This window comes from Pseudomonas anatoliensis, from assembly GCF_017976235.1.
Classification (GTDB): Bacteria; Pseudomonadota; Gammaproteobacteria; order Pseudomonadales; family Pseudomonadaceae; genus Aquipseudomonas; species Aquipseudomonas anatoliensis.
In genome coordinates, this window is sequence record NZ_JACVHC010000005.1 from 14,521 (window position 1) to 39,973 (window position 25,453).

Genomic DNA, 25,453 nt, shown 5'->3' on the forward strand with positions numbered 1-25,453 from the left:
TCCCCTGTAGGAGCTGCCGCAGGCTGCGATCTTTTGATTGTGTTTTGAAAAACGAGATCAAAAGATCGCAGCCTGCGGCAGCTCCTACAGGGGGGGGTGTGGCGGGCTTAAAGGCCCAGCAGGGACAGCATGATGAAGGTCGCAAACAACACAAAGTGCGTCATGCCTTCAATAGCATTGGTCTCGCCGTCATTGAGATTGATCGCACTGACGATCAATGTGAGAAAGATCATCACCGTCTGCACCGGTGTCATCGCCATCTGAAAGGGTTGACCGGTGTACAGCGCCATCGCTTCCATCACCGGCACGGTGAGGATCACCGTCGACAGTGACGCACCCATCGCAATATTGACCACTGACTGCATGCGATTGGCCAGCGCCGCCCGCAACGCGGTCAAAATCTCCGGCGCCGCCGAAATCGCCGCCACCAGAATCGCCGTGATCACTGGAGGAGCGCCCGTCCCTTCCAGGCCCAGATCGAGGGTCTTGGACATCACCTCGGCCAATGCGCCGATCACCACAATGCCGAACACCAGAATGCCGATCGACAGGCCGATGCTCGGTGCTTTCGCCTGCGCGTCCTGCGGTTCTTTCTTGCGACGTTTGTCCGGGTAGCTGTAGCTGAAAAAGTAACTGTGCGGGCCGACCTGCATGCGCAAAAACAGCGCGTAAAGCACCACCATTGCACCGATGGTGAACGCCGAATATATCTTCCAGTTGGCCTCGGGAATGAACTCCGGCACCACCATCGACACGCCCATCGCGGTGAGGATCATTACGCTGTAACTGCGCGCCGAATCGTCGTTGTAGGACTGCTCGCCATGCTTGATCCCGCCCATCAGCGCAGCGAGGCCGAGGATGCCGTTGATGTCGAGCATCACTGCCGAATAAATCGTGTCGCGCACCAGCGTGGGCGACGCTTCGTTGCTCATCATGATCGCCAGAATCACCACTTCCACCAGCACGGCGGCCAGCGTGAGGATCATCGTGCCGTATGGGTCGCCGACCTTTTCGGCGAGCAATTCGGCGTGATGGGCGACGCGCATCGAAGCGGCGACGATGAACGCGATCAGCACCAGACCGGCAGTCAGCGCGACGATCTGGCCGCTGTGCAGCATCCAGTGTTCCAACGGATAAGCGACGACTGCGGCGAGCAGGGCCAGCAGCAGAAAGCTTTCTTGCTTGAGGATTGAGAGCATGGCGGGCCTTTTTTGCCAAAGATTCGAATGAGCTACTGACTACGGCGCGGCGCTAACGTTTCGTTACACATTAGCGCACCAGCCGAAAGCAGCCGTTTCAACCGATGCACTTTTATTGGCCTCACCGGCCCCATCGCGAGCAGGCTCACTCCTACAGGGGAACGCTATTACCTGTAGGAGTGAGCCTGCTCGCGATAGCCTTCATGCGATTCCGGACGGGTTTGTTGTCCTGTTGGTCAGCAATTTGCATTGCCCCTGACCACACACAACAAAATGGAGCTCCAATTCATGCAAATACGTCCGCTGCACAAACTGCTGTGCGCCGCCATTGGTCTGGGGATAAGTCTGAGCGCCAGCGCTGCCGATCCGCTGAAGGTCGGTTTCGTCTACATCGGCCCGATCGGTGACCACGGCTGGACGTATCAGCATGAACAGGGGCGCAAGGCGCTGGCGGAGAAGTTCGGCGCGCAGATCACCACCAACTACGTGGAGAACGTCGCCGAAGGTGCCGACGCCGAGCGGGTGATCCGCAACATGGCGAAGGACAAGTACGACCTGATCTTCACCACGTCCTTCGGTTACATGAACCCGACGCTGAAAGTTGCCAAACAATTTCCCAAGGTGACCTTCGAGCACGCCACCGGCTACAAGCAGGACAAGAACCTCGGCACCTATCTGGCGCGCACCTACGAGGGCCGTTACGTCGGCGGCTTCCTCGCGGCGAAGATGACCAAGACCAAAAAGATCGGCTACGTCGCCTCCTTCCCGATCCCGGAAGTGATCCGCGACATCAACGCCATTCAACTGGCCCTGAACAAGTACAACCCCGGCACCGAGATCAAAGTGGTGTGGGTCAATTCGTGGTTCGATCCGGGCAAGGAAGCCGATGCAGCCAACGCGCTGATCGATCAGGGCGTCGACGTGGTGTTCCAGCACACCGACAGCCCGGCACCGATTCAGGCCGCCGAACGTCGCGGCGTGTATGCGGTGGGTTACGCCTCGGACATGGCGCACTTCGGGCCGAAAGCGGTGCTGACCTCGATCGTCAACGACTGGGCGCCGCACTACATTCAGGCGACTCAAAGCGTGATCGATCACAGCTGGAAGTCTCAGGATTACTGGGGCGGGCTGAAGGAAGGCACGGTTGAACTGCCGATCAGCGACCTGGTGCCAGCACCGGTCAAAGCCGAGGCCGAGCAGATCATTGCCGATATCAAGAGCGGTGCGTTGCAGCCGTTTACCGGGCCGATCAAGGATCAGGCCGGGGTCGAGAAAATCCCCGCGGGTGTGAGTGCGACCACGGCGGAACTGGCGTCGATGAACTATTACGTGGAAGGCATGAAGGCTGAGATGCCGAAGTAATTCTCCCAGAAACACCACCGAACCTGTGGGAGCTGGCTTGCCAGCGATGAGGCCATCACCTTCAACATCATTGTTGCCTGGGAGATTGCTATCGCTGGCAAGCCAGCTCCCACAGAGATCTCCGTTGCTTTTCAATCTGAGTTGCATCAGGACAAACGTATGAACAGTCTTCCGATCATCGACATCAGCCCGCTCTACACCGACAACCAAAACGCCTGGCCCGCCGTTGCCGAGCAGATCGACCACGCTTGCCGCGAGTGGGGTTTCTTCTACATCAAAGGTCATCCGATCACAGCCCAGCGCATCGACGCGCTGCTCGATCACGCGCAGCGTTTTTTCGATCTGCCGGCGGCAGAGAAGCTCAAGATCGACATCACCCAGACCCGCCACCATCGAGGCTACGGCGCCGTCGCCACCGAACAGCTCGACCCGGACAAACCCAGCGACCTCAAAGAAACCTTTGACATGGGCCTGCACCTGTCGGCGAACCATCCCGAAGTGCTGGCGGAAAAACCCTTGCGCGGGCCCAACCGCCATCCGGCAATTCCCGGTTGGGAGGCGCTGATGGAACAGCACTACCTGGACATGCAGGCCCTCGCGCAAACGCTACTTCGCGCCATGACCCTTGCCCTGGACATAGAACGCGACTTCTTCGACAAGCGCTTTCTTGAGCCCGTGAGTGTGCTGCGCATGATCCATTACCCGCCGCGTCACACCGCCAGTTCCGCCGAGCAGCAAGGCGCCGGGGCGCACACCGATTACGGCTGCATCACCCTGCTCTATCAGGACAGCGCCGGCGGCTTGCAAGTGAAGAACGTCAAAGGCGAGTGGATCGACGCTCCACCGATTGACGGGACGTTTGTGGTCAATCTCGGCGACATGATGGCGCGCTGGAGCAATGACCGATATCGCTCGACACCGCACCGGGTGATCAGCCCGCTCGGGGTGGATCGCTACTCGATGCCGTTCTTTGCCGAGCCTCACCCGGACACCCGTATCGAGTGCCTGCCCGGTTGCCAGAGCGCAGAACACCCGGCGAAATATCCGACGACCACTTGTGCTGAATTCCTGCTGTCGCGCTTCGCCGATACCTACGCTTATCGACGGGAACAGGAAGCGGTGTGACGGATCGCTTGGTCAGGTTTTGCCAATTATTTCAGCAAGCATCTGTAGAATGCCGTCATTGCACCTGATGAGAAAAGAATATGTACGACTGGCTCAACGCCCTGCCCAAGGCCGAACTGCACCTGCATCTGGAAGGCTCGCTGGAGCCTGAGTTGCTGTTCGCTTTGGCCGAACGCAACAAGATCGCCCTGCCGTGGAACGACGTCGAAACCCTGCGCAAGGCTTACGCCTTCAACAATCTGCAGGAATTCCTCGACCTGTATTACCAAGGCGCCGATGTGCTGCGCACCTCGCAGGACTTCTACGACCTGACCTGGGCCTACCTGCTGCGCTGCAAGGCGCAGAACGTGATTCACACCGAACCGTTCTTCGACCCGCAGACCCACACCGACCGTGGCATCCCGTTCGAAGTGGTGCTCAACGGCATCGCCGCCGCGTTGAAGGATGGCGAGCAGCAACTGGGCATCACCAGCGGTTTGATCCTCAGCTTCCTGCGCCACTTGAGCGAAGAAGAAGCCGAGAAAACCCTCGATCAGGCGCTGCCGTTCCGTGACGCGTTTGTCGCCGTAGGTCTGGACAGCTCCGAAATGGGCCATCCGCCAAGCAAGTTCCAGCGCGTGTTCGATCGTGCCCGTCACGAAGGCTTCCTGACCGTCGCCCACGCCGGTGAAGAAGGCCCGCCGGAATACATCTGGGAAGCCATCGACCTGCTGAAAATCCAGCGCATCGACCACGGCGTACGCGCCATCGAAGACGAGCGCCTGATGCAGCGGATCATCGACGAGCAGATCCCGCTGACCGTGTGCCCGCTGTCGAACACCAAGCTTTGCGTGTTCGATCACATGTCGCAGCACAACATCCTCGACATGCTTGAGCGTGGCGTGAAGGTGACTGTGAACTCCGATGACCCGGCGTATTTCGGTGGTTACGTCACCGAGAACTACCATGCGCTGTACGAACATTTGGGCATGACCCAGGATCAGGCCAAACGCCTGGCGCAGAACAGCCTGGATGCACGTCTGGTAAAACCTTAAGAGCAATACAAAAACCTGTGGGAGCGGGCTTGCCCGCGATGAGGCCATCAATTCCAACATCATTGTTGACTGACGGACCGCTATCGCGGGCAAGCCCGCTCCCACAGGTACAGTGTTAGCTCATGGATTCGGGCTCAGGCAAAGATTTCACACGCTCTGCTACGCCAGTTCCAGCTCTGTTTCCTTGGCAAATCGATGCAGTTCTCGCTGGCCAATAGCGGTCAGTTGCAACGCCCTCGAGTCATGGGGCAAGGTCAGCCAACCGGACTGCATGAACAACTGCAGCAACGCCGCGCCGAGTGACCCACCCATGTGCGGACGACGCTCGCTCCAGTCCGGGCAGGCACAGGCTACCTGCACGTTGCGATGGGCCAGCGCCTGGATGAACACGCCACGGCCGGCCAACTTGTTCGCGCCTTTATGGGTCACCACCACGCGTTGCTCAAGCTGTTCGATCCAGCCGGCGTCGAGCAGGCGCTGATACAGATCGGCGGCCAGTGTGCCGCCCAGGTGGTCATCACAGAAACGAGCGCGCAACAGTGAAGACGGCGCCGCCGCAACCTTGGCCATCGGTGTCTTACGTTTGAACACCTCGGCGACTTCTCGCGGGGCACTGGCGATGGTGGCGCTGGCCAGCGCTTCGATCGCAGCCCCTACCTCCGGTGCCGAGAGGCGGAAAAACCGTTTACGCCCACGGACTTCAACCTTCAGCAGTCCGCCAGCGGCCAGCCGTGCCAGATGCGCGCTGGCCGACGACGGCGACAGCCCTGCCAGTAGCGCAAGCTCCTCGGTCTGCCGGGCCGAGCCATCCATCAACGCCCACATCATCGCGCTGCGCTTGGGGTCGGCCAGCAACGTGGCGATCTGGCTGATGCAAGGTGCATGTTCCATGTATTCACTCCCTGTGGAATCGTATCGTCTACTGCTCGGAGACATCTTGACCAGTAATGAGTCGGCGGCCAAGACGCGAAAAACGCCCTGAGCCGGGGCAAGGCAGGCCATTGACACAACATGTTCCGGCGCCGAACCCGCAACCGCGGCAGTACCCGCAATTAAACAAGGCAGCTCGGCATTGAAGGCGTTCGGGGCCGGGTTTCGGTACTGGCATGAGGCGGGCGCTAGTATAAGCGGGATGCACGCGCCGTCCCGCGCTGCGGACTGCACGGGTGGTGATTGTTCCTGACAGAAATTTCTCTATTTACCTGCGACTAATGATCAACTTTCGAGAAAGCGGGAAATTGACTACTCAAATCAGCGCAACGGCTGGCGAGCATCTCCCTTAAAAGGTTCACAGGCTTACTCAATTGTGCGCGATGGGCGCACAACAAGTTCAGCGGAGCGCGCTCACACAGCAGCTCCGGCAATAGCACTTTGAGGCGCCCGGCGAGAACATCGGCGCCCACGTCCAGCCAGGATTTGTAGGCAATGCCGGCGCCCGCCACGGCCCACAGACGTACCACGTCGGCGTCGTCGCTGAAGCGGTCACCCGTGACAGTAAGGCTGACTTCGCGCTTGCCGTCAGTGAAGCTCCAGTGGTCATGGACCCGACTGCCGAGCATGAACAACAGGCAATTGTGCTGGGCCAGTTGTTCGAGTTGCCGCGGTTCGCCGTGCCGCGCCAGGTACGCCGGGGATGCGCAAAGCACGCGACGATTGTGCGGCGCGATGGGCAAGGCGATCAGGCTGGAATCTTCCGGCTCGCCATAACGCAGGGCGATGTCCACCGGCTGGCGAAACAGGTCGGCAATGCGGTCGCCGAGCAGCAAGCGCACGGTCAGTTTCGGGTGCTCGCGCTGGAACTCGTCGAGCCACGGCAGCAACAGGTTGCGGCCAAAGTCGGAAGGCGCCGACAGCTGCAAGACTCCGCTGACCTGATCCTGCCCGCTGGCCAGCAAACGTCGCCCCTCCTCGAGATTGCTCAACGCCGCCCGAGCGTATTCGAGAAAGCCTTCACCCTCGGCCGTCAGGCGCAAGCTGCGCGTCGAACGGGCGAGCAGACGCGCACCGAGTTGCTGTTCGATACGTTTCAGCGCCGCGCTGGCCACCGCGGCGGACATATCCATCACCCGCGCCGCCGCCGACAGGCTGCCCAGATCCGCTGCCCGGACAAACAATTGCAAGTCATCGAAACGCAGCATTCCAGCCTCGATTATCAAAAAAATATTGAAAGAGACTGCTCTTTTAGCCGGTTTTATCTCGCAGAGAAATAGCTAATCATCAGCCCTGTCTTCTACTACCTGTGCGGAGCCCTCCATGAAAGCCATTGCCTACTACGCCTCACTGCCCATCAGCGACGCCAAATCACTGCAAGACATCGATCTGCCTGAGCCAGTAGCCGGCCCGCGCGACTTGCTGGTGGAGGTCAAAGCCATTTCGGTCAACCCGGTCGACACCAAGGTGCGGCAGAATGTGGCGCCTGAAGACGGGGCCGCGAAAGTGCTGGGCTGGGACGTGGCCGGCGTGGTCAAGGCAGTTGGCAGCGAGGTGACGCTGTTCAAGGCTGGCGACAAGGTTTTCTACGCTGGCTCCATCGCCCGCGCGGGCGGCAACAGCGAACTGCATGTGGTCGATGAGCGTATCGTCGGCCATATGCCCAAGTCCCTCGGTTTCGCCGAAGCCGCGGCCCTGCCGCTGACCGCGATAACCGCATGGGAGTTGCTCTTTGAACGCCTGCAAGTCAGCGAAGGCCATATCGATAATGGCCAGAGCCTGCTGATCGTCGGTGCGGCGGGTGGCGTCGGTTCGATCCTCACCCAATTGGCCAAGCAACTGACCGGCCTCAAAGTGATCGGCACCGCCTCCCGTCCACAGACCCGCGACTGGGTCAGCGAACTGGGGGCGGATCTGGTCATCGACCACAGCCAGCCGCTGAGCGAAGAACTCAAACGCGCCGGCATCAATAACGTGACCCACGTCGCCAGCCTGACTCAGACCGATCAGCACCTGGATCAACTGGTCGAGGCCCTGGCGCCGCAAGGCAAACTGGCGCTGATCGACGACCCGAAGTCGCTGGACGTGACCAAGCTCAAGCGCAAGAGCCTGTCGCTGCACTGGGAGTTCATGTACACCCGTTCGCTGTTCGAGACGCCAGACATGATCGAACAGCACAAGCTGCTCAACCGCGTGGCCGAGTTGATTGATGCAGGCACGTTGAAGACGACCGTCGGCGAGCACTTCGGCACGATCAATGCGGCGAATCTGCGTCGCGCGCATGAGTTGCTGGAAAGCGGCAAAGCCAAGGGGAAAATTGTTTTAGAAGGTTTCTAAGGATCAGAAGATCGCAGTCTGAGGTAGCTCCTGCAAGGGCTGCGATCTTCTTTTGCCGTCAGTCAGATGCTTGACCGTTGTCACAATTGCGATCGTATTCAGGTCTACAATCGAAACCTCTGCGATACATCTTTTACGCAAGGGAGGTCAGCAATGAAGATCCTGATAAAAGAAGTGGCAAAGTCTCAATGGCAGGTTCGACTCGACCAGCACGCCGTGACATTCCGCAGTGAAGCCGAAGCGCTGGCCTTCACTCGCACCCTCGAAGCGCGACTCTGCGCGCCACACAAGATTCCCGATCACGGCCAGCAACGCGCGGCAGGCTGAGGTTCAAGCCTCGGCCTGGGCCTGAGCCAGGGCTCGGGCATTTTGCAGACGTCGGGTAAGAATCGCGACGATCACCACCAGAAAACCGCACACGCTGATGACGATGGCCATCGGCACGGCTGTGCCATCGTGCAATACCCCCACCAGTGCCGAGGCCCCGGCCGCGACACTGAATTGCATGCAACCGAGCAACGCCGAGGCGCTGCCGGCGCGCGCGCCCTGCCCGTTCATCGCGCAGGCGGCAGCGTTAGGGCTGATACAGCCGAGGCTGGACACGCAGATGAACAATGGAATCAACAACGGCCAAAGCGCATCGGTGTGCAAGGCGCTGACGGCCAGCAGTGTCAGCCCGGCAGCCAAGTAAACCCAGACCGCACGCGATAACAGAAACGCCGGGCCACGCTTGGCCAACAACCGCGCATTAACCTGCGCTACCAGAATGAACCCCGCCGCGTTCGTACCGAACAGCCAGCCGAAATGCTCGGCCGGAACGCCATACAGTTTGATGAAGATGAACGGTGAGCCGGCAATGTAAGCAAACATTCCGGCGATCGCGATGCCGCCGGTCAGGGCGTGGCCGAGGTAAATCCGATCCTTCAGCAGCCGTCCATACTGGCGCAGTGCACCGGACAGCGGCTGGCGCGGCATGTCTGCGGGCATACTTTCCGGCAGACCGAGCGCCACGGCCAGACCTGCCAACGCGCTGAACCCGGTCAGCACCAAAAAGATCGACTGCCAGCCGGTGGTATTGACCAACAGTCCGCCGAGCATCGGCGCCAGAATCGGCGCCAGGCCCATCACCAGCATCAACTGCGAGAAGACTTTCGCCGAGCCCACGGCGTCGCATTTATCGCTGACCACCGCCCGGGCGATCACCATCCCCGCACAACCGCCCAACGCCTGGACGAAACGTGCGCCGATCAGCCATTCCAGGTTCGGTGCATAAGCACAGGCAAGTGATGCCAGAGTGAACAGCGCCAGACCTATGAGCAACGGAACCCGTCGACCGAAGCGATCGGCTACCGGGCCGTAAGCCAGTTGGCCGATGGACAGACCGAGAAAATACGCTGCCAACGTCATCTGCACGTGCTTCTCGTCGGTGCCGAACGCGAGCGCCATGGACGGAAATGCAGGTAAATAGAAGTCGATCGCCAACGGACCGAAAGCGGTCAAGGCTCCGAGAATCAGAATGGTACGAAAGTTCATCAGGCATCCAGGTTGGCAAGTCGGCAGCCCGACAGTCTAGCCGGGCATGGACGCCTTGAACATTCCGATAGCTGGCTAACAATCAGAAATCCGGATATCAAGATCAAAAGATCGCAGCCTTCGGCAGCTCCTACAAGAGCAACGCAAATCCCCTGTAGGAGTTGCCGAAGGCTGCGATCTTTTTGCTTTTTTCAGTCAAGAACAATCAGGCAAGTTTCACCGCGTACCCTTCTTCGCTGATGATCTCGATGACCTGTTCGGCACTCAATGTACTTTCGACGCCGACCTCTTTTGCTGCCAGATCAACGCGCACACTGGCCGCCGGATCCTTGGCCTGCACGGCTTGAGTGACGGCTTTGACGCAGTGACCGCAGGACATGCCTTGAACATTGAACACTTGCATGGAATGACTCCTTTGAGTGAGGTTGCCGGCAGTCTCGAGCTTGCCACGATGGCAAGGTCAAGTTCTTGAATAAACTGCCGGGCTGGCAATCGGCGCCGCGCTCGGCCAAGCTGCATCCATCAATGACATGAATTCAGGAGATTCAGCCATGCGCTGGTCAGCTTTCAGCCTGTTTGGCTTTCTCGGCCTCTTTGCCGCCATCCCTTCGGTGCACGCCGCAGGTGAGGACTATGGGGTGCTGATCATTTCCCGCGAGCGACTTGAAGTAGCGACCTCGTGCGAGATTGGCGTGTATATCCAGGATCAACTGTCGGCGCGGCTGTTCCAGGAACAAAGCACCTCGTTCAACCTGCCGCCAGGCACCGTATCGTTGCGTCTGAAGTTGCTGCCGGGGCAAGCGCCAGGTTGCAATCCTGGTTTGCTCGCACCGGGCTCGCAGGAAATCAAATTGCAGGCCGGTGATATCCAGAAGTACCGGATCGCGATGACGCGGGAAGGCATGTACCTCAAGCGCGCCGACCTCGGCTATTAGTCAAATCCAAAAATGTATGAACAACCTTTGTGGTGAGGGGATTATCCCCGATGGGTCGCGCAGCGGCCCCCGCCTTCCGAAAATACACAGGAGCAACGACTGCAACACGATATTGACTGACACGACGTCTTCGCGAGCAAGCTCGCTCCCACATTTATCGTCTTGCGGCATTCTCAAGATTGGCGCTTGACCTTGCCCGCATGGCAAGGTTGATCCTGTAGGCAACTTCTACAGGGAGCGTGAACGATGTCCGAATCCATCACTTTCGATCTGCCGATTGCCGGCATGACCTGCGCCAGTTGCGCCGGGCGTGTCGAGCGGGCCTTGAGTAAAGTCAGCGGTGCCAGTGCCGTCAGCGTCAACCTCGCCACCGAACAGGCCCGCGTCAAGGCGCCCGGGGACAGTCTGCCGGCGTTGATGGACGCGGTTGAACGCGCCGGTTACAGCGTGCCGCAACAGACCCTCGAATTGAGCATCGACGGCATGACCTGCGCGTCCTGCGTCGGTCGTGTCGAGCGCGCCCTGAACAAAGTCCCCGGGGTGAAAAGCGTCAGCGTCAATCTGGCCAACGAACGCGCCCACCTCGAATTGCTCAGTCAAATCGATCCACAGATCCTGTTAGAGGCGGTGAGCAAGGCCGGTTACGCCGCCAGCGTCTGGCAAGCCGAACACCCTCAAAACGATAATCAGCAACAGCGTCTGCAACGTGAGCGCTGGGCACTGATCTGTGCCATCGCCCTGGCCTTGCCGCTGGTGTTGCCGATGTTGCTGCAACCGTTCGGCATCCACTGGATGCTCCCGGCCTGGGCGCAGTTTGCCCTCGCCACCCCAGTGCAATTCATCTTCGGCGCGCGGTTTTACGTGGCGGCTTGGAAAGCCGTTCGCGCCGGAGCCGGCAACATGGATTTGCTGGTCGCCCTCGGCACCAGCGCCGGTTATGGCTTGAGCCTCTACGAATGGGCCACCGCCGCCGGGCGCATGCCGCACCTGTATTTCGAAGCGTCGGCGGTGGTCATCGCGCTGGTGCTGCTCGGCAAATACCTGGAAAGCCGCGCCAAACGCCAGACCGCCAGCGCCATCCGCGCCCTCGAAGCTTTGCGTCCGGAGCGGGCGATTCAAGTGATTGACGGCCGCGAACAGGATGTCGCCATCAGCGCTCTGCGCCTCAATGATCGGGTGTTGGTCAAACCCGGCGAGCGCTTCCCGGTCGACGGCGAAGTGCTGGAAGGCCAAAGCCACGCTGACGAAGCGTTGATCAGCGGCGAGAGCCTGCCGGTGCCGAAACAGCCCGGCGACAACGTTACCGGCGGCGCCATCAACGGTGAAGGCCGGCTGCTGGTGCGCACCACTGCCCTCGGCGCGGAAAGCGTGCTGGCGCGCATCATTCGCCTGGTCGAAGACGCCCAAGCGGCGAAAGCACCGATCCAGAAACTGGTGGATAAAGTCAGCCAGGTGTTCGTCCCGACCGTGCTGGTGTTGGCGCTGGCGACACTGATCGGCTGGTGGCTGTACGGCGCGCCGCTGGAAACCGCGTTGATCAACGCCGTCGCGGTACTGGTCATCGCCTGCCCCTGCGCCCTTGGCCTCGCCACACCCACCGCGATCATGGCCGGCACCGGCGTGGCCGCGCGCCACGGCATTCTGATCAAGGACGCCGAAGCCCTGGAGCGCGCCCATGAAGTCAGCAGCGTGGTGTTCGACAAGACCGGCACGCTGACCTCCGGCACGCCGCGCATCGCGCATTTCAGTGCAATCGACGGTCATGAAAATAATCTGCTGCAACTCGCCGGCGCCCTGCAACGCGGCAGCGAACACCCGCTGGCCAAAGCGGTGCTGGATGCGGCCGCCGAACGTGAGCTGGATGTACCGGACGTCAGCGACAGCCAGTCGCTGACCGGTCGCGGCATCGCTGGCAATCTCGACGGTCGGCGCCTGGCTCTGGGCAATCGGCGAATGCTCGAAGAAAGTGGCCTGAGCGCCGGCGATCAGGCGGATTCGGCAAAAGCCTGGGAAGCCGAGGGTCGTACGCTTTCGTGGCTGATCGAACAAAGCCCCGAGCCCCGCGTTCTCGGTTTGTTCGCCTTCGGTGACACCCTCAAACCCGGTGCACTGGAGGCGGTGCAACAGCTTGCCGCTCGAAATATCCAAAGCCATTTGCTGACCGGGGATAACCGTGGCAGCGCGCGCGTGGTGGCTGAGGCTCTGGGCATCAACAACGTCCACGCCGAAGTCCTGCCAGCCGACAAAGCCGCCACCGTCACCGAACTGAAAAAAACCGGCGTCGTGGCCATGGTCGGCGATGGCATCAACGACGCCCCGGCGCTCGCGGCAGCCGACATCGGCATTGCCATGGGCGGCGGCACCGACGTCGCCATGCACGCGGCGGGCATAACGCTGATGCGCGGTGATCCACGACTGGTGCCGGCGGCGCTGGAAATCAGCCGCAAGACATACGCGAAGATTCGCCAGAACCTGTTCTGGGCCTTCGTCTACAACCTGATCGGTATTCCGCTGGCGGCGTTCGGCTTTCTCAACCCGGTGCTGGCCGGCGCGGCGATGGCACTGTCGAGCGTCAGCGTAGTGAGCAATGCGCTACTGTTGAAAACCTGGAAACCCAAGGATCTGGAGGAGCATCGATGAACATCGGCCAAGCGGCCCGGCAAAGTGGTCTGAGCGCAAAAATGATCCGCTACTACGAATCGATCGGCCTGCTCAAAGCTGCCCACCGCACCGACAGCGGCTACCGGGTCTACGGCGCTGACGACTTGCACACACTGGCGTTCATCAAGCGTTCGCGCGACCTCGGTTTTTCACTGGAGGAAGTCGGCAAGCTACTGACCCTCTGGCAGGACCGTCAACGAGCCAGCGCCGATGTGAAGGCGCTGGCGCGGCAGCACATCGACGAACTGAACCAGAAGATCCGCGAGCTCGGCCAGCTGCGCGACACGTTGCAGGACCTGGTCGAGCATTGTCAGGGCGACCATCGCCCCGACTGCCCGATCCTCAAGGAACTGGCGTCGGGCTGCTGCGCGCAACCCGCCCGCGCCTGAGCGCCAGCCCCTTCACCGTCAGCAACGTGCCGAGTGGAATGCCGTGGAACAACATGACCACGGCACCCGGCGTCCACCATGAGTAAAACGGTGCGGCGATCAGCATGCCGACGCCGAAGCCGGTCATCTGCAGTAACGTCAAAAAGCTGAAAATCGGCAGGCGCAAATGCTCGGGCTCGCGTTGCAGGCGCGACATCAGACCGACCTCGGAAAAGCCGTCCCCCAGCCCCGCCGGCAACGAAAACAACAGCAGTCCATACAGGCTGTGCTGCTGGAACATCAGGATAAAACCGCAGGACATCAACGCCACCCCGAAGAAAAACCGACGCTCGAGGTGGATGTTGTCCGAGCCTTTCAAACGGCTGGCGATCCGCGCGCCGAGCAGTTTGCCACTGGCCCACACCGCCAGCATCAGGCCCAGGGTTGTGCTTGCTGAATCCGGTGACAGCAGTTTGGAAATGATCGGGAATCCGACGTTGTGCGCGGCGCTGCCCAAGGTGTCGGCCATCGTCACCGCGAGCATCGCAGCAACTACCGGGGCACTGCGCAAACCTTGCTTGAGGGCCGACCACTCGCCACGCTCGGGCGCTGGGTTGATAGTCACAGGCTCGAAACGCAGCGGCACAATCAACAACGCCGCGAGCAAATAGGTCAGCGCGTTCAAGGCAAATACCGTTTCGAACCCAAACCCCGCCACCAGCAACCCTGAAACCAGGCTGCCACCGACCATGGCTGCGGAAGAAGCCGAGGTGATCCAGGCGTTGGTCTTGAGCAACTGCGACGGCTCGATCAGCCGTGGTAACTGACTGTTGAGACCGATGGCAAACATCGAATTGCCCAAGCCCAGCGCGAAAGCGATCACCGGCAACAACAACGCTTGCTGACTGACCGGCACGATCAACAACAATCCGAGCACGCCGGCGCGCAACAGATCAAACGCGATCAGCGGCAGACGGCCGCTCCAGCGTCGGTAAAAACGCGTGCCGATCAGACTGGCGAAAATCCCGCCCCCCACGCGGCTGGCAAGGAAAATCCCCACGCTCATGGCGCTGTTGCTGAGCAGATAGACGTAGGTGGCCAACGCGACCATGTTGAGGAAGGCGCCGAAATCGGAGATCAGCCGGGCAGTGATGATGAAGCGGGTGTTGGCGTTCACATACGATCCTTGTAGGAGCTGCCGAAGGCTCGGGCCGCGATCGGACGATCTTTTGATCTTGCCTTTGAAAAACAAGATCAAAAGATCGCAGCCTTCGGCAGCTCCTACAAGGTCAGCAGCATCAAATATGTTTGTGGTTGCTTATGGGAATGTATCGGGCGCAAAAAACCCGGCCGAAGCCGGGTTTCTGTTCAAGCAATCACTGCATCCACGGGGGAGGCGGTGGCTCGTCCGACTTGCCCTTCGGCTCGTCGTCCGCCGCACGAATCGCTTGCTTGCGCTCTTCATCGAGTCGCGCCGCTTCGATCTCGCGCAGAATGCCGCCAACATCCGCCTGCTCTTCCGGATCGTCGAACTCACCGGTCAGCACGCTGGCCGGGTGCAAGGTGCCGGCTTCGTATAGCGCCCACATTTCCTTGGCGTACTTGGTCTTCTTCAACTCCGGCGCAAAACGTCCGAAGTACGAAGCCATATTGCCAACGTCACGCTCCAGCATGCTGAACGCGTGGTTGTTGCCCGCCGCATCGACTGCCTGCGGCAGATCGATGATCACCGGGCCGGTTGGTGTCAGCAGCACGTTGAACTCCGAGAGGTCACCGTGCACCAGACCGGTACACAACATCAGCACGATCTGCGAAATCAGGAACGCGTGATACTCGCGCGCCTGATCCGGCTCCAGCACCACGTCGTTCAGACGCGGCGCGGCATCGCCGTACTCGTCGGCCACCAGCTCCATCAACAGCACGCCTTCAAGGAAGTCGTACGGTTGCGGAACCCGAACGCCCGCGCCGGCCAGCCGGAACAGCGCGGCGACCTCAGCGTTCTGCCAGGCGTCTTCGGTTTCTTTCTTGCCGAACTTCGAGCCCTTGGCCATTGCCCGTGCCTGTCGGCTGTTGCGTACCTTGCGACCTTCCTGATATTCGGACGCCTGGCGGAAACTGCGTTTGTTCGCCTCCTTGTAGACCTTTGCGCAACGTAACTGATTGCCGCAGCGCACCACATAAACAGCTGCTTCTTTACCACTCATCAGTGGGCGCAGCACTTCGTCGACCAGACCGTCCTCGATCAGGGGTTCAATGCGTTTTGGAGTCTTCATCAGCTTTTATTGTGGGTCCTTTATTACCAAACACGCGAATGTCACTCGTTATACGGCAATCCTCGCGCTTCGGGGAGGGGTTGCCGACCTGTGAACCTTATGAATGCACACACTGTGCCGAAAAAATCGACCGCAGCGAATCATAGCTGAGCCGGTGGTAAATGTTGGTAAACAGTGATGAGGGCATTTGCGACAGAATCTGACATCGGGTGTTCTGGCCCTTGCCCCTCACCCCAGCCCCCTCCCGAGGGAGAGGGACTCTTCTAGCGCTCAATAATCGCGGTGACACCTTGCCCACCTGCCGCGCAGATCGAAATCAACCCTCTTCCCTGCCCCGCCGCATCCAGCAACTTCGCCAGATTGGCGACAATCCTCCCGCCGGTCGCGGCAAACGGATGCCCCGCCGCCAGTGAACTGCCTTTTACATTGAGGCGACTGCGGTCGATGGAACCCAGCGGCGCCTCAAGTCCCAGACGGTTTTTGCAGTACTCGGGGTCCTCCCAGGCCTTGAGCGTACACAAAACCTGCGCGGCGAACGCCTCATGAATTTCGTAATAGTCGAAATCCTGCAAGGTCAGGCCGTTGCGCGCCAGCAACCGGGGGACCGCGTACACCGGCGCCATCAGCAGGCCTTCGACGCCGTTGACGAAGTCCACCGCCGCCGTTTCGCCATCGCGCAGGTAGGCCAGAATCGGCAAGCCACGCTCCTTCGCCCATTCCTCACTGCCAAGCAGCACCACCGACGCACCGTCCGTCAGTGGTGTGGAATTACCCGCCGTCAGCGTGCCTTTGGCGCTTTTTTCGAACGCCGGTTTCAGCGCGGCGAGTTTTTCCAGGGTCAGGTCCGGGCGCAGGTTGTTGTCACGGGTCAGGCCGAGGAACGGCGTCATCAGATCGTTGTGCCAGCCTTCGCCATAAGACGCGGCCAGTTTGTGATGACTTTCGAGGGCCAATTGATCTTGATCTTCGCGAGCAATATTCCAGGTCTGCGCCATCAACTCGCAGTGTTGGCCCATCGACAGGCCAGTGCGTACTTCGCCGTTGCGCGGAAAATCCGGGATCAGGTGTTGCGGGCGCAGTTGCAGAAAAGTCTTGAGCTTTTCACCGGTGGTCTTCGCGCGGTTGGCCTGCAGGAGGATTTTGCGCAGGCCTTCGCTGACGCCGATCGGCGCGTCGGAGGTGGTGTCGACGCCGCCGGCAATGCCGCAATCGATCTGGCCGAGGGCGATTTTATTGGCCACCAGCAACGCCGCTTCCAGCCCGGTGCCACAGGCTTGCTGGATGTCATAGGCCGGGGTGGTCGGTGACAGGCGTGAGCCGAGCACGCATTCGCGGGCCAGGTTCATATCCCGTGACAATTTAAGCACCGCGCCCGCCACCACCTCGCCGATGCGCTGGCCGTGCAGGTTGTAGCGTTCGATCAGGCCTTCGAGGGCTGCGGTGAGCATCGCCTGATTGCTGGCCGCGGCGTAAGGGCCATTGGAACGAGCGAAGGGAATACGGTTACCGCCGATGATCGCGACGCGGCGCAGCTGACTCATGAAAAGCTCCTGTTTGGATTCCAGATTCACATAGCCCCCTGTGGGAGCTGGCTTGCCAGCGATGGGGCCGGCACATCCAACAAATTCATTGGCAGACAGTCCGCCATCGCTGGCAAGCCAGCTCCCACAAGGGCATTGGTCTACTCTGCTGTTCTAGCGTAGGCCTTATTGCGTGGATCGAACGATTGATTGCCGTGGGTAGTCCACACTTTGAACCCCAACTTTTGGAGAGCGTTCCATGTCTGACCGCTATATCGACTTCGCCAACTCGTCCATCGGCCATCGCCTGGTCGGGGCTTTGGGCCTGCCGTCGCCGGTGCGACTGGAGCGCTGGCAGGCCGGGCGCCTGCGGCCGGTGGAAGGTGCGCTGCTGATCGGTGGTGGCCCGCTGACCGAGCGCATCAGTGCTTTCGCCAACCGTTTGACCGAAGGGATTTACCGTTACGGCGAGCAACCGGCGACGGCCACTGAGTGGATTCCGGGCCTTGGCCCAAAACTCAAAGCCGTGGTGTTCGATGCGAGTGACTTGCAGCACACCGACCAGCTCAAACAGCTGCGCGAGTTCTTCCAGCCTCTGATGAAAAACCTTGAGCACAGCGCCCATCTGGTGATTCTTGGCCGTGCGCCGGAAAGCCTGCGCGATCCGTTCGCGGCCAGCGCCCAACGTGCGCTGGAAGGTTTTTCCCGTTCGCTGGCCAAGGAATTGCGTAGCGGCGGCACGCTGCAACTGATCTATGTCGGCGAAGGCGCCGAGGATCAACTGGAAGGGCCACTGCGATTTTTCCTTTCGCCCAAAAGCGCTTTTGTCTCCGGACAAGTAATTCGCCTGACCGCGTGTGCGACCCCGGTGACCGACTGGACGCGGCCACTCGCCGGACGCAAGGCATTGGTCACTGGCGCGGCACGCGGTATCGGCGCATCGATTGCCGAGACCCTCGCGCGCGATGGCGCTGACGTCATCCTGCTCGACGTGCCACCGGCCAAGTCCGATCTGGAAGCCCTCGCCGCACGCCTGGGCGGTCGCAGTATTACTCTCGATATCTGCGCCGAAGACGCCGCCGCGCAATTGATCGAACAGTTGCCGGACGGCCTCGACATTCTGGTGCACAACGCCGGAATCACCCGCGACAAGACCCTGGCCAACATGACCCCGGAATTCTGGGACGCGGTGCTTGCGGTCAACCTCAACGCCCCGCAAATACTGACCAAAGCCCTGCTCGACAGCGGCACCTTGCATGACGATGCGCGGGTGGTCCTGCTGGCCTCGATCAGCGGCATCGCCGGTAATCGCGGGCAAACCAACTATGCCGCGAGCAAGGCCGGTCTGATCGGCCTCGCGCAGGCCTGGGCACCGACGTTGCAGGAGCGCGGCATCAGCATCAACGCCGTGGCCCCGGGGTTTATCGAAACCCAGATGACCGCGCACATCCCCTTCGGTTTGCGTGAAGCCGGCCGCCGCATGAGTTCGCTGGGCCAGGGCGGCCTGCCGCAGGACGTCGCCGAAGCGGTGGCGTGGCTGGCGCAACCGGGCACCGGCGCGTTCACCGGGCAGGCGCTGCGCGTCTGTGGGCAAAGCGTTCTGGGGGCATAGGCATGAGCATCGAATGGCACACGCTGGACCGCGAACCAAGTCTGCCCGGGCTGTACGCAAGGGCCGCGACACGGCGCAAAATCACCGGCACACAATTGCCCGACAGTGGTTTGCGCTGTTGGGTCGATGTCGACGGCAAACGGTTGGCGGACTATCGCAAGGTCTGCGGTTTTGTCGACGATGGTCTGCTGCCGCCGACTTATCCCCACATCCTCGCGTTTGCCTTGCAGATGCAATTGCTCACAGCCAAGGACTTTCCGTTTCCGCTGCTGGGGTTGATTCATTTGCGCAACCGCATTCGCGTGCTGCGGCCGATGGGCGGGATCAGTCGGGCGCAAGTCAGCGTGCGCGTGCACAACCTGCAACCGCATCCCAAGGGGGCGACGTTCGATCTGGTGACCACACTGGACGATCAGCTCGGGCCGCTGTGGGAAGCCGAAAGCCAGATGCTCTGTCGCGGTGTGAAACTCGACGGTGAGGCCGTCGAGCAGCAGTGGGAACCGTCGCAAGCGCTGACTGAAGTGACGCACTGGAAAGCACCGGCAGACATCGGCCGCCGATACGCCAAGGTCTCCGGTGACTACAACCCGATTCACTTGAGTGCGGCCAGCGCCAAGCTGTTCGGTTTCCCCACGGCCATTGCCCATGGTTTGTGGAACAAGGCACGCACAATCGCGGCATTGGCGGATCATTTGCCCAAGGCCAATCTCGAAATCACCGTGCACTTTCGCAAACCGGTGCGATTGCCGAGTGAGGTGACATTGCTCGCAAGCGCGGCAGGGTCCAGCGGCGAATTGCGCCTGGTGGGCGCGGGGGAACTTGAGCACATGGTGGGTGGCTGGCAGCCGATTGCCTGAAAACCCTTTCGATAGCGTCGGGGGCAAGCCTGTTAATTGTGTATATATCACTTAAGTTTTTGCGCGCTCTGCCCCCTTCTCCGGCAAACACCCAGCCTTGATATTCAAGGCTTTTTTTTGTGCGTCTATATCGTGGGTATTAGTCCTTAGGCGCTGCGCAGCACCTTATATATAAAGGCGTTAATACCAACTTGAGAATGGTGCGAACCCTGCCCCCGGACTGAGATTGGCACAACGGACGAGGCATCACCGACAACAGATCGGCGGGCCATCGAAGACGACGAACGTTGTGACAGGTGCAGGTAACTCGATCATGAAAACTCAAAACGTGTGGTGCAAATCGGCAATTGCTCTGGCATTGATGCTTTCCCTCGGCCTCACCGGTTGCAGCAGCGGCGGTGGCGGTCACAAGAGCAATCCCGGCGCCTCTTCGCAGGACAGCACCGCCGGTACCGATGGGACGGGCGGAACTGGTGGAACAGGCGGAACCGGTGATACCGCCGGAACGGGTGGCACTGGCGGAACCGGTGACACCGCCGGTACGGGTGGCACTGGCGGCACTGGCAATACCGGAGGCACTGGCGGCACTGGCGGAACAGGTGATACCGCCGGCACAGGTGGAACAGGAGGAACGGGTGGCACCGGCGGTACTAATCCTACCAATCCGATAAACCCTACAAACCCGACAGATCCAACCAATCCAACCAATCCAACGAACCCGACAGATCCAACCAACCCGACTAATCCCCCCCCAGCGCTGGTGACCACCACCCTCGTGCAGGATGTCGGTAAAACAGTCAGCGGCGTCGGCGATGGTGTTGGCCAAGTGGGCGACTCCCTCAGCGGCGTGCCTGTAGTCGGTGGCGTGGTACAGAGCGCGGCCAACACCGCTGGCAACGTTGTCTCCACACTGGGCGACGGCGTAACCAACGGCATCGGTAAACTGGCGACTGATCCAAAAGGCCTCACCACCACCGTCTCGTCGGTCGGCGGCGTGGTACAGGATGTCGGCGACGGCGTGTCCGATCTCAGCGGCAAACTGTCGACCGCAACCAATCGCGTCCCGGTGGTCGGCGGCGTGGTCACCAAAGTGGCTCCGTTGCTCGATGGCGTCGGCGAGAAAGTCACCATGCTCGGCGACACGCTGAACACATCTCTCAGTACCGGCCCAACCAGCCAACTGACCAACACCGTTGGCGGCAAACTGGTGCCGGTGATCGCCATGGTTGAAAGTACTACTGACAAAATCGGTAGCGCCACCGGCCTGGGCACTCCGCTCAAAGGTGTGATTTCGCAAGTCGGCGGCGCGGTGAACGGCTTGGGTGGCAAGGTCACCGACGCCGGTCACGGCAATGCTCTGACCAACACCGTCGGCGGTGCGCTGAGCAATACCGGCACAGCCGTTGGCAAGGCCGGTGGCCTGGTGTCCAACGGCACCGGCTCGGGTATCGGCGGTGTCGGCGGTGTCGGTGGTATCGGCGGCGCTGTGGGCGGGGCTGTCAGTGGTGTCGGCGGCGCTGTCGCAGGTATCGGTGGTGCTGTCGGTGGTTTAGGTGGTGCCGGTGGTGCCGTAGGCGGTGCTGTCAGTGGTGTCGGCGGCGCTGTCGTGGCTGTCGGTGGCGCGATCAGTAGCGGCAGTGTCGGTGGCGGAGGTGTCGGTGGTGTCGGTGGTGTCGGCGGCGCTCTGGCTGGCACGGGCCTGCTGCAAACCGTTGGCGGCGCAGTGGTCAACGTCGGCGCAGGCTTGAATGCCGGCAGCACCAATGGCGTGGTCAGTGCAGGTGGTGTCACCGCGGGTGGCTTGGGTAATACCATCGCTTCGCTCAACACTGCACTTGGCGGATCGGGCACACCGATCACCGCTCCGACCTCACCACTGGCCACCGTCGGCGCCACTGTGGGGGCTGGTCTGAACCCGGTTACCAGCGCTGTCACCAGCCTGACCCAAAATGTCGGCGCCACCACCGGTATCTCCGCACCTGTGGCCGGTCTCACCACCCAGGTCGGCGGCGCAGTCAGCAACATCGGCAACACGATCGCTGCCACCAACAACCCGGTCACTACAGCCGTCGGCGGTCTGGTCAACAACGTAGGTGCTACCGTCGGCGCCGTCGGTGGGCTGGTCAATGGCGGTGCCAGTACAGGCACCACCGGCGGCACCACAACTGGGGGTCTGGGCGGTGTGCTCGGTGGTTTGACCGGCGCTCTGGGAGGCAACAATCGCTAAATTGCACCTGGCCGATTCGACGGCCTTACCTACAGCGCCTACGCTTGGTTGAGGGCGGAAGATTCCCACGAGTCTTCCGCTTTTTTCTTTGGAAAATCAGCCCTTCGCTGTGTTCTGACCATGGAGTGTCCTATGCGCGTTATGGCATCCCTGCTGTGCCTCAGTCTCAGTTCCACCGCCCTCGCCGACACCCTGCCCAGCTTTCTCAACAGCAACGAAACCATCCGCAACCTGCCCGTGCCCAACCTGCCGGCCGACGCTTATCGCCCGAGCGCCACGCCGCTGGAAGTGCCTGACCCCGGCGCCGCCACCGCGCAACCGTTGCTGATGGAAACCAAGGTCAATCTCAGGACCGTGCAGATCGAAGGCGGGACGATTTATCCGCTCAACGAACTGGCCGAAGTCTACAAGCCGCTGATCGGCCACCAGACCAGCCTCGCCGACCTGATCGAGGCGACGCGCAACATCACCCGACGCTATCAACAGGACGGCTATCTGTTGTCCTACGCCTTCCTGCCGCAACAGAATTTCGACGACGGCGTGGCGCGAGTGGTGCTGGTCGAAGGCTACGTTCGCGATGTGCAGATGCAGGGTGATGTCGGCCGGGTCAAAGGCCTGCTCGATAAGCTGGTGGCGAAAATACAGGCCGAACGGCCGCTGACCCGCAAGACCTTCGAGCGCTACACCACGCTGATGACGCGCATCCCCGGCGTCACGATTCAGGCCCAGGTGCCGCCGCCCGGCACCACTGACGGCGCCACGACGCTGATCGCCGAGGCCAGCCGCAAACCGTTCACCAGCACGCTAAGCGCCACCGAAAACAACCGTAACGGCACGCAAGCGTTGCTCGGTGTCAGCAGCAATTCGCAAACCTCCATGGGCGAGCAACTGACCCTCAGCGGCCTGTTCCCGCCGGGAGATGACCACGAACGTTACTATCGCCTCGACTACAGCCAGTTCCTCGATGCTGAAGGCACGCAACTGAATCTGTCGGCCTCGCGTTATCGCGCCGACCCCGGCACCGAGGTGCTGGTCAACAATGGCGGCCGCCTCGATACCCACCGCGAAAACGACCGTTACTCGATCGGTTTCAGCATGCCGCTGATTGCCTCCTCCAACGAACTGCTGACTGCCGGCTCGCGCCTGTACGCGGTCGACGACAAGACCCGCTACGACGGCATCAACTTTCCGTTCAGCACGGAGTTTCGCACCGACATTCGCGCCCTCGCCTTCGAAGGCGACTGGCGCAAGGCCGATGCCCGCCAGTTGCGCATCCTCAGCGCCGGCGTCTATCAGGGTTTCGACAGCCTGGGCGCGCATACCAACTTCGATGACATCGACCTGGACTTCTTCCGCGCGCGACTCTCCGGCGTGCAGAGCGACAAGTTCTTCGACAACTGGCAAGGCGTGCTGTCGGCAGCGTTGTACTGGAGCGACGACACCTTGCCCGACAGCGAGCGCGCCGTGTTCGGCGGGCAGAATTTCGGCCGCGGTTATCCCGATGACCAGGCGTCCGGCGACAAGGGTTGGGGGGTGGCTTACGAGGTCAACTACAGCTTCAACCGTGAGGGCAACTGGGTGCGAATCCTGCAACCGTACGTAGTGCTCGACCGCTCGCGCAGCTGGTTCAATGACTTGCCGGTGCAGGCCAACAACCTGTCATCGGCAGCGATCGGATTAAGGTTCGGCGATGCCAAGTACTACAACATTGCGTTGGAGGCAGCGAAGGCGATGTCGGATGAGGCACTGGACACCTTCAATCGCAAACCGCGGTACAGCATCAGCTTCAGTTATCAGCTGTAAGTAAATCCCCTGTAGGAGCTGCCGAAGGCTGCGATCTTTTGATCCTGTTTTTAAAGATCAAGATCAAGATCAAAAGATCGCAGCCTTCGGCAGCTCCTACACAGGTGCGTGTAGTCAGCGTGAGGTGGGCGGACCTCATCGCGGGCAAGCCCGCTCCCACAGGGTCATATGCCATTTTCAAGATAGATGCAGATCCTGTGGGAGCTGGCTTGCCAGCGATGAACGATGACGCGGTTTTCGTTGTGGATCAGGTTTGCGGATCAACTCGATCCAGCGCCCGGTTCACCGTCAGTTCGGCGAGCATGATGATCTGCTGAATGCCCAACACCGTGCTGCGCTGCAAGCCGCTCAGTTCGCTGGCGAAGTTGCTGGCCGCCGCGCTGGCGCTGGCCAGTGATTCGCAGGCGTGGGCGAGCAGGCTTTCGGTATCGACGCTCGGATTGACGAGGAACATCGTGCTCGGCTGGCTCGGTTTGAAAACCTTGTGGGATGGTTCCGAAAATCCCACACACCCCGAATTGAAATCCCCCCCGTGTAGGAGCTGCCGAAGGCTGCGATCTTTTGATTGCGATCTTTAAAAACAAGATCAAAAGATCGTCCGATCGCGGCCCGAGCCTTCGGCAGCTCCTACACGGGTATATGCAGTCTGCATGAGTTGTATTGACTGGGCTGCTCGCGAAGAACGATAACGCGGTGAACCGGGCTAGCCCCCCGATCCGCTGTCGACCTCCCCGCCCTCGTCCTGATCGAAATACTGCGGAATCTCGTGCAGGTAGCTTTTCAGCCAGCGCTGCATGGCCAGTTCCCGTTCAGTCGGCGTCTGGGTTTGCACGACCGGCGAGGCGACTTTGTTACGGCTTTGCAGCAGCAGCCAGCCTTCGGTTTCCTGTTGCTGGGCCGAGGCCGGGCCGGCGTCGATGGCGTGGCTGGTCAGCGGCAGTGCCAGCAGGCCAACAAAAAAAATGGCAGCTCTCATCGCGGTCTCCTTACTTGAGCATCGCCGTGACGGCGGCGGTGGCCGGGCTCGGCACTTTGAGTTTTTCCGCGCGGCCCTGGGCTTCGCTGAATTGCGCCGGGCTCAGGCCGAGACGGCTGACCAGTTCGGCGGCGCGGTTCCAGTCGTTCTGATAGAGCAACAGCGTCACCAGGTTCAGCGCCGCCAACTGATCGCTCTGCTTGAGCTCCATGGCGGTGAGGAATTCGAAGCGTGCGTCTTCAATGCGCAACTGGTTGAGGTAAACCACCCCCAGATCGTTACGGATTTTTTCGTCGGTCGGCGCCAGGCGTGCGGCGCGTTGCAAATGAGCCTGCGCCTGACCGTAGTCGGACCTCGCCGCTGCCAATTGGCCCAAGCCGTGTTCGGCCTCGGCGGCCAGACACGAACCGAGCAGGCTGCGATACAGAGGCTCGGCCTCACTGCGACCGAGCAAGCGGTACACCTTGGCCTTGCGCAGACGCACATCAGCGATGTTGTCCGGCAGGCTTTGCAGGTTGGCGAGGCTGGCGTGCAGCTTGCCATCGTTGGCCATGTCATCGGCGAGGTTCAACGACAGCTGTTGATCGGAACTCAACTTGGCGCAACTGGTGTTATTGGTCAGCGCTTGCCAAGGGTTTTGCCCGGTGTTGGCACAACCACCGAGCAGCAGCAAACAGACACCTGCAATCATCGCTTTCATC

Annotated in this window: 22 protein-coding genes and 1 pseudogene; 12 read left to right on the forward strand and 11 right to left on the reverse strand. The window is 60.8% G+C overall.

Annotated features, from left to right (window positions below):
• Positions 1–107 precede the first annotated feature (107 nt).
• Entirely contained in the window at positions 108–1,199 is a 1,092-nt protein-coding gene (locus ICA16_RS17040; RefSeq protein WP_150602517.1) for a calcium:cation antiporter, read from the reverse strand.
• 288 nt (positions 1,200–1,487) lie between these two features.
• Here ICA16_RS17040 and ICA16_RS17045 point away from each other — a divergent pair, with 288 nt between their 5' ends.
• From ICA16_RS17045 to ICA16_RS17055, 3 genes are all read left to right on the forward strand, one after another.
• Entirely contained in the window at positions 1,488–2,561 is a 1,074-nt protein-coding gene (locus ICA16_RS17045; RefSeq protein WP_042557520.1) for a BMP family ABC transporter substrate-binding protein, read from the forward strand.
• 159 nt (positions 2,562–2,720) lie between these two features.
• Positions 2,721–3,686, forward strand: a complete 966-nt coding sequence (locus ICA16_RS17050; protein WP_150617913.1) for a 2-oxoglutarate and iron-dependent oxygenase domain-containing protein — start codon at positions 2,721–2,723, stop codon at positions 3,684–3,686.
• Between the two features lie 80 nt (positions 3,687–3,766).
• Complete coding sequence (locus tag ICA16_RS17055; RefSeq protein WP_210701099.1) at positions 3,767–4,720, forward strand: adenosine deaminase; 954 nt, start codon at positions 3,767–3,769, stop codon at positions 4,718–4,720.
• A 159-nt stretch (positions 4,721–4,879) separates the two neighbouring features.
• On the opposite strand, the gene ICA16_RS17060 is transcribed toward ICA16_RS17055, so the two are convergent.
• Together ICA16_RS17060 and ICA16_RS17065 are read right to left on the reverse strand one after the other, a co-directional pair.
• Entirely contained in the window at positions 4,880–5,611 is a 732-nt protein-coding gene (locus ICA16_RS17060) for an ArsR/SmtB family transcription factor (RefSeq protein ID WP_150617914.1), read from the reverse strand.
• Positions 5,612–5,928: 317 nt separating this feature from the next.
• Positions 5,929–6,858, reverse strand: coding sequence for a LysR family transcriptional regulator (locus tag ICA16_RS17065; protein ID WP_150617915.1), 930 nt, complete (start codon positions 6,856–6,858; stop codon positions 5,929–5,931).
• Between the two features lie 115 nt (positions 6,859–6,973).
• Here ICA16_RS17065 and ICA16_RS17070 point away from each other — a divergent pair, with 115 nt between their 5' ends.
• Positions 6,974–7,987, forward strand: coding sequence for a zinc-binding alcohol dehydrogenase family protein (locus ICA16_RS17070; RefSeq protein ID WP_150617916.1), 1,014 nt, complete (start codon positions 6,974–6,976; stop codon positions 7,985–7,987).
• A 153-nt stretch (positions 7,988–8,140) separates the two neighbouring features.
• Positions 8,141–8,314: a hypothetical protein gene (locus ICA16_RS17075; RefSeq protein ID WP_191626421.1), complete on the forward strand. Its 174-nt coding sequence runs from the start codon at positions 8,141–8,143 to the stop codon at positions 8,312–8,314.
• A 3-nt stretch (positions 8,315–8,317) separates the two neighbouring features.
• Here ICA16_RS17075 and ICA16_RS17080 read toward each other — a convergent pair whose 3' ends face one another.
• Both ICA16_RS17080 and ICA16_RS17085 read right to left on the reverse strand, forming a co-directional pair.
• Positions 8,318–9,520: a multidrug effflux MFS transporter gene (locus ICA16_RS17080; protein WP_210701100.1), complete on the reverse strand. Its 1,203-nt coding sequence runs from the start codon at positions 9,518–9,520 to the stop codon at positions 8,318–8,320.
• 205 nt (positions 9,521–9,725) lie between these two features.
• Positions 9,726–9,923: a cation transporter gene (locus tag ICA16_RS17085; protein WP_042557513.1), complete on the reverse strand. Its 198-nt coding sequence runs from the start codon at positions 9,921–9,923 to the stop codon at positions 9,726–9,728.
• A gap of 148 nt (positions 9,924–10,071) precedes the next feature.
• Here ICA16_RS17085 and ICA16_RS17090 point away from each other — a divergent pair, with 148 nt between their 5' ends.
• The 3 genes from ICA16_RS17090 to cueR all read left to right on the forward strand — a co-directional run bounded on the left by ICA16_RS17090 (position 10,072) and on the right by cueR (position 13,505).
• The gene (locus ICA16_RS17090) at positions 10,072–10,455 is read left to right on the forward strand and encodes a hypothetical protein (protein WP_150617918.1); all 384 of its coding nucleotides are present in this window, start codon (positions 10,072–10,074) and stop codon (positions 10,453–10,455) included.
• A 246-nt stretch (positions 10,456–10,701) separates the two neighbouring features.
• Positions 10,702–13,095 (forward strand): heavy metal translocating P-type ATPase, encoded by a 2,394-nt coding sequence (locus tag ICA16_RS17095; protein WP_210701101.1) that lies wholly within the window; start codon positions 10,702–10,704, stop codon positions 13,093–13,095.
• On the forward strand, positions 13,092–13,505 hold the full coding sequence (gene cueR, locus ICA16_RS17100) for a Cu(I)-responsive transcriptional regulator (protein WP_150602525.1): 414 nt from the start codon (positions 13,092–13,094) through the stop codon (positions 13,503–13,505). Before ICA16_RS17095 ends, cueR begins: the two co-directional genes overlap by 4 nt.
• On the opposite strand, the gene ICA16_RS17105 is transcribed toward cueR, so the two are convergent.
• From ICA16_RS17105 to ICA16_RS17115, 3 genes are all read right to left on the reverse strand, one after another.
• The gene (locus tag ICA16_RS17105) at positions 13,459–14,661 is read right to left on the reverse strand and encodes an MFS transporter (protein WP_210701102.1); all 1,203 of its coding nucleotides are present in this window, start codon (positions 14,659–14,661) and stop codon (positions 13,459–13,461) included. The genes cueR and ICA16_RS17105 overlap by 47 nt on opposite strands.
• A 199-nt stretch (positions 14,662–14,860) precedes the next feature.
• Positions 14,861–15,757 (reverse strand): PA4780 family RIO1-like protein kinase, encoded by an 897-nt coding sequence (locus tag ICA16_RS17110; protein ID WP_042557508.1) that lies wholly within the window; start codon positions 15,755–15,757, stop codon positions 14,861–14,863.
• Between the two features lie 263 nt (positions 15,758–16,020).
• Positions 16,021–17,298: an acetyl-CoA C-acetyltransferase gene (locus tag ICA16_RS17115; RefSeq protein ID WP_210701103.1), complete on the reverse strand. Its 1,278-nt coding sequence runs from the start codon at positions 17,296–17,298 to the stop codon at positions 16,021–16,023.
• A gap of 238 nt (positions 17,299–17,536) precedes the next feature.
• On the opposite strand from ICA16_RS17115, the gene ICA16_RS17120 reads away from it, so the two are divergent.
• The 4 genes from ICA16_RS17120 (at position 17,537) to ICA16_RS17135 (ending at position 23,776) form a co-directional block, all read left to right on the forward strand.
• Positions 17,537–18,889, forward strand: a complete 1,353-nt coding sequence (locus ICA16_RS17120; RefSeq protein WP_150617922.1) for a 3-oxoacyl-ACP reductase — start codon at positions 17,537–17,539, stop codon at positions 18,887–18,889.
• A 2-nt stretch (positions 18,890–18,891) separates the two neighbouring features.
• The gene (locus ICA16_RS17125; protein ID WP_210701104.1) at positions 18,892–19,746 is read left to right on the forward strand and encodes a MaoC family dehydratase; all 855 of its coding nucleotides are present in this window, start codon (positions 18,892–18,894) and stop codon (positions 19,744–19,746) included.
• Between the two features lie 313 nt (positions 19,747–20,059).
• Positions 20,060–21,973: a collagen-like triple helix repeat-containing protein gene (locus ICA16_RS17130; RefSeq protein WP_210701105.1), complete on the forward strand. Its 1,914-nt coding sequence runs from the start codon at positions 20,060–20,062 to the stop codon at positions 21,971–21,973.
• Between the two features lie 132 nt (positions 21,974–22,105).
• Positions 22,106–23,776, forward strand: a complete 1,671-nt coding sequence (locus ICA16_RS17135) for a ShlB/FhaC/HecB family hemolysin secretion/activation protein (protein WP_210701106.1) — start codon at positions 22,106–22,108, stop codon at positions 23,774–23,776.
• Between the two features lie 247 nt (positions 23,777–24,023).
• On the opposite strand, the pseudogene ICA16_RS17140 reads toward ICA16_RS17135, so the two are convergent.
• The 3 genes and pseudogenes from ICA16_RS17140 to ICA16_RS17150 all read right to left on the reverse strand — a co-directional run.
• Positions 24,024–24,251 (reverse strand): annotated as a pseudogene (locus tag ICA16_RS17140) (DUF6124 family protein); the annotation flags it as partial.
• A 228-nt stretch (positions 24,252–24,479) separates the two neighbouring features.
• Complete coding sequence (locus ICA16_RS17145; RefSeq protein WP_150687511.1) at positions 24,480–24,752, reverse strand: DUF3613 domain-containing protein; 273 nt, start codon at positions 24,750–24,752, stop codon at positions 24,480–24,482.
• Positions 24,753–24,762: 10 nt separating this feature from the next.
• A complete protein-coding gene (locus ICA16_RS17150; RefSeq protein ID WP_210554194.1) occupies positions 24,763–25,452 on the reverse strand; it encodes a tetratricopeptide repeat protein in 690 nt (229 codons plus the stop codon).
• Between the last annotated feature and the right edge of the window lies 1 nt (position 25,453).

Bases quoted from the DNA above. Each gene is read 5' to 3' on its own strand.
- ICA16_RS17040 (WP_150602517.1), bottom strand. From the start codon at position 1,199: ATGCTCTCAATCCTCAAGCAAGAAAGCTTTCTGCTGCTGGCCCTGCTC.
- ICA16_RS17045 (WP_042557520.1), top strand. From the start codon at position 1,488: ATGCAAATACGTCCGCTGCACAAACTGCTGTGCGCCGCCATTGGTCTG.
- ICA16_RS17050 (WP_150617913.1), top strand. From the start codon at position 2,721: ATGAACAGTCTTCCGATCATCGACATCAGCCCGCTCTACACCGACAAC.
- ICA16_RS17055 (WP_210701099.1), top strand. From the start codon at position 3,767: ATGTACGACTGGCTCAACGCCCTGCCCAAGGCCGAACTGCACCTGCAT.
- ICA16_RS17060 (WP_150617914.1), bottom strand. From the start codon at position 5,611: ATGGAACATGCACCTTGCATCAGCCAGATCGCCACGTTGCTGGCCGAC.
- ICA16_RS17065 (WP_150617915.1), bottom strand. From the start codon at position 6,858: ATGCTGCGTTTCGATGACTTGCAATTGTTTGTCCGGGCAGCGGATCTG.
- ICA16_RS17070 (WP_150617916.1), top strand. From the start codon at position 6,974: ATGAAAGCCATTGCCTACTACGCCTCACTGCCCATCAGCGACGCCAAA.
- ICA16_RS17075 (WP_191626421.1), top strand. From the start codon at position 8,141: ATGAAGATCCTGATAAAAGAAGTGGCAAAGTCTCAATGGCAGGTTCGA.
- ICA16_RS17080 (WP_210701100.1), bottom strand. From the start codon at position 9,520: ATGAACTTTCGTACCATTCTGATTCTCGGAGCCTTGACCGCTTTCGGT.
- ICA16_RS17085 (WP_042557513.1), bottom strand. From the start codon at position 9,923: ATGCAAGTGTTCAATGTTCAAGGCATGTCCTGCGGTCACTGCGTCAAA.
- ICA16_RS17090 (WP_150617918.1), top strand. From the start codon at position 10,072: ATGCGCTGGTCAGCTTTCAGCCTGTTTGGCTTTCTCGGCCTCTTTGCC.
- ICA16_RS17095 (WP_210701101.1), top strand. From the start codon at position 10,702: ATGTCCGAATCCATCACTTTCGATCTGCCGATTGCCGGCATGACCTGC.
- cueR (WP_150602525.1), top strand. From the start codon at position 13,092: ATGAACATCGGCCAAGCGGCCCGGCAAAGTGGTCTGAGCGCAAAAATG.
- ICA16_RS17110 (WP_042557508.1), bottom strand. From the start codon at position 15,757: ATGAAGACTCCAAAACGCATTGAACCCCTGATCGAGGACGGTCTGGTC.
- ICA16_RS17115 (WP_210701103.1), bottom strand. From the start codon at position 17,298: ATGAGTCAGCTGCGCCGCGTCGCGATCATCGGCGGTAACCGTATTCCC.
- ICA16_RS17120 (WP_150617922.1), top strand. From the start codon at position 17,537: ATGTCTGACCGCTATATCGACTTCGCCAACTCGTCCATCGGCCATCGC.
- ICA16_RS17125 (WP_210701104.1), top strand. From the start codon at position 18,892: ATGAGCATCGAATGGCACACGCTGGACCGCGAACCAAGTCTGCCCGGG.
- ICA16_RS17130 (WP_210701105.1), top strand. From the start codon at position 20,060: ATGAAAACTCAAAACGTGTGGTGCAAATCGGCAATTGCTCTGGCATTG.
- ICA16_RS17135 (WP_210701106.1), top strand. From the start codon at position 22,106: ATGCGCGTTATGGCATCCCTGCTGTGCCTCAGTCTCAGTTCCACCGCC.
- ICA16_RS17145 (WP_150687511.1), bottom strand. From the start codon at position 24,752: ATGAGAGCTGCCATTTTTTTTGTTGGCCTGCTGGCACTGCCGCTGACC.
- ICA16_RS17150 (WP_210554194.1), bottom strand. From the start codon at position 25,452: ATGAAAGCGATGATTGCAGGTGTCTGTTTGCTGCTGCTCGGTGGTTGT.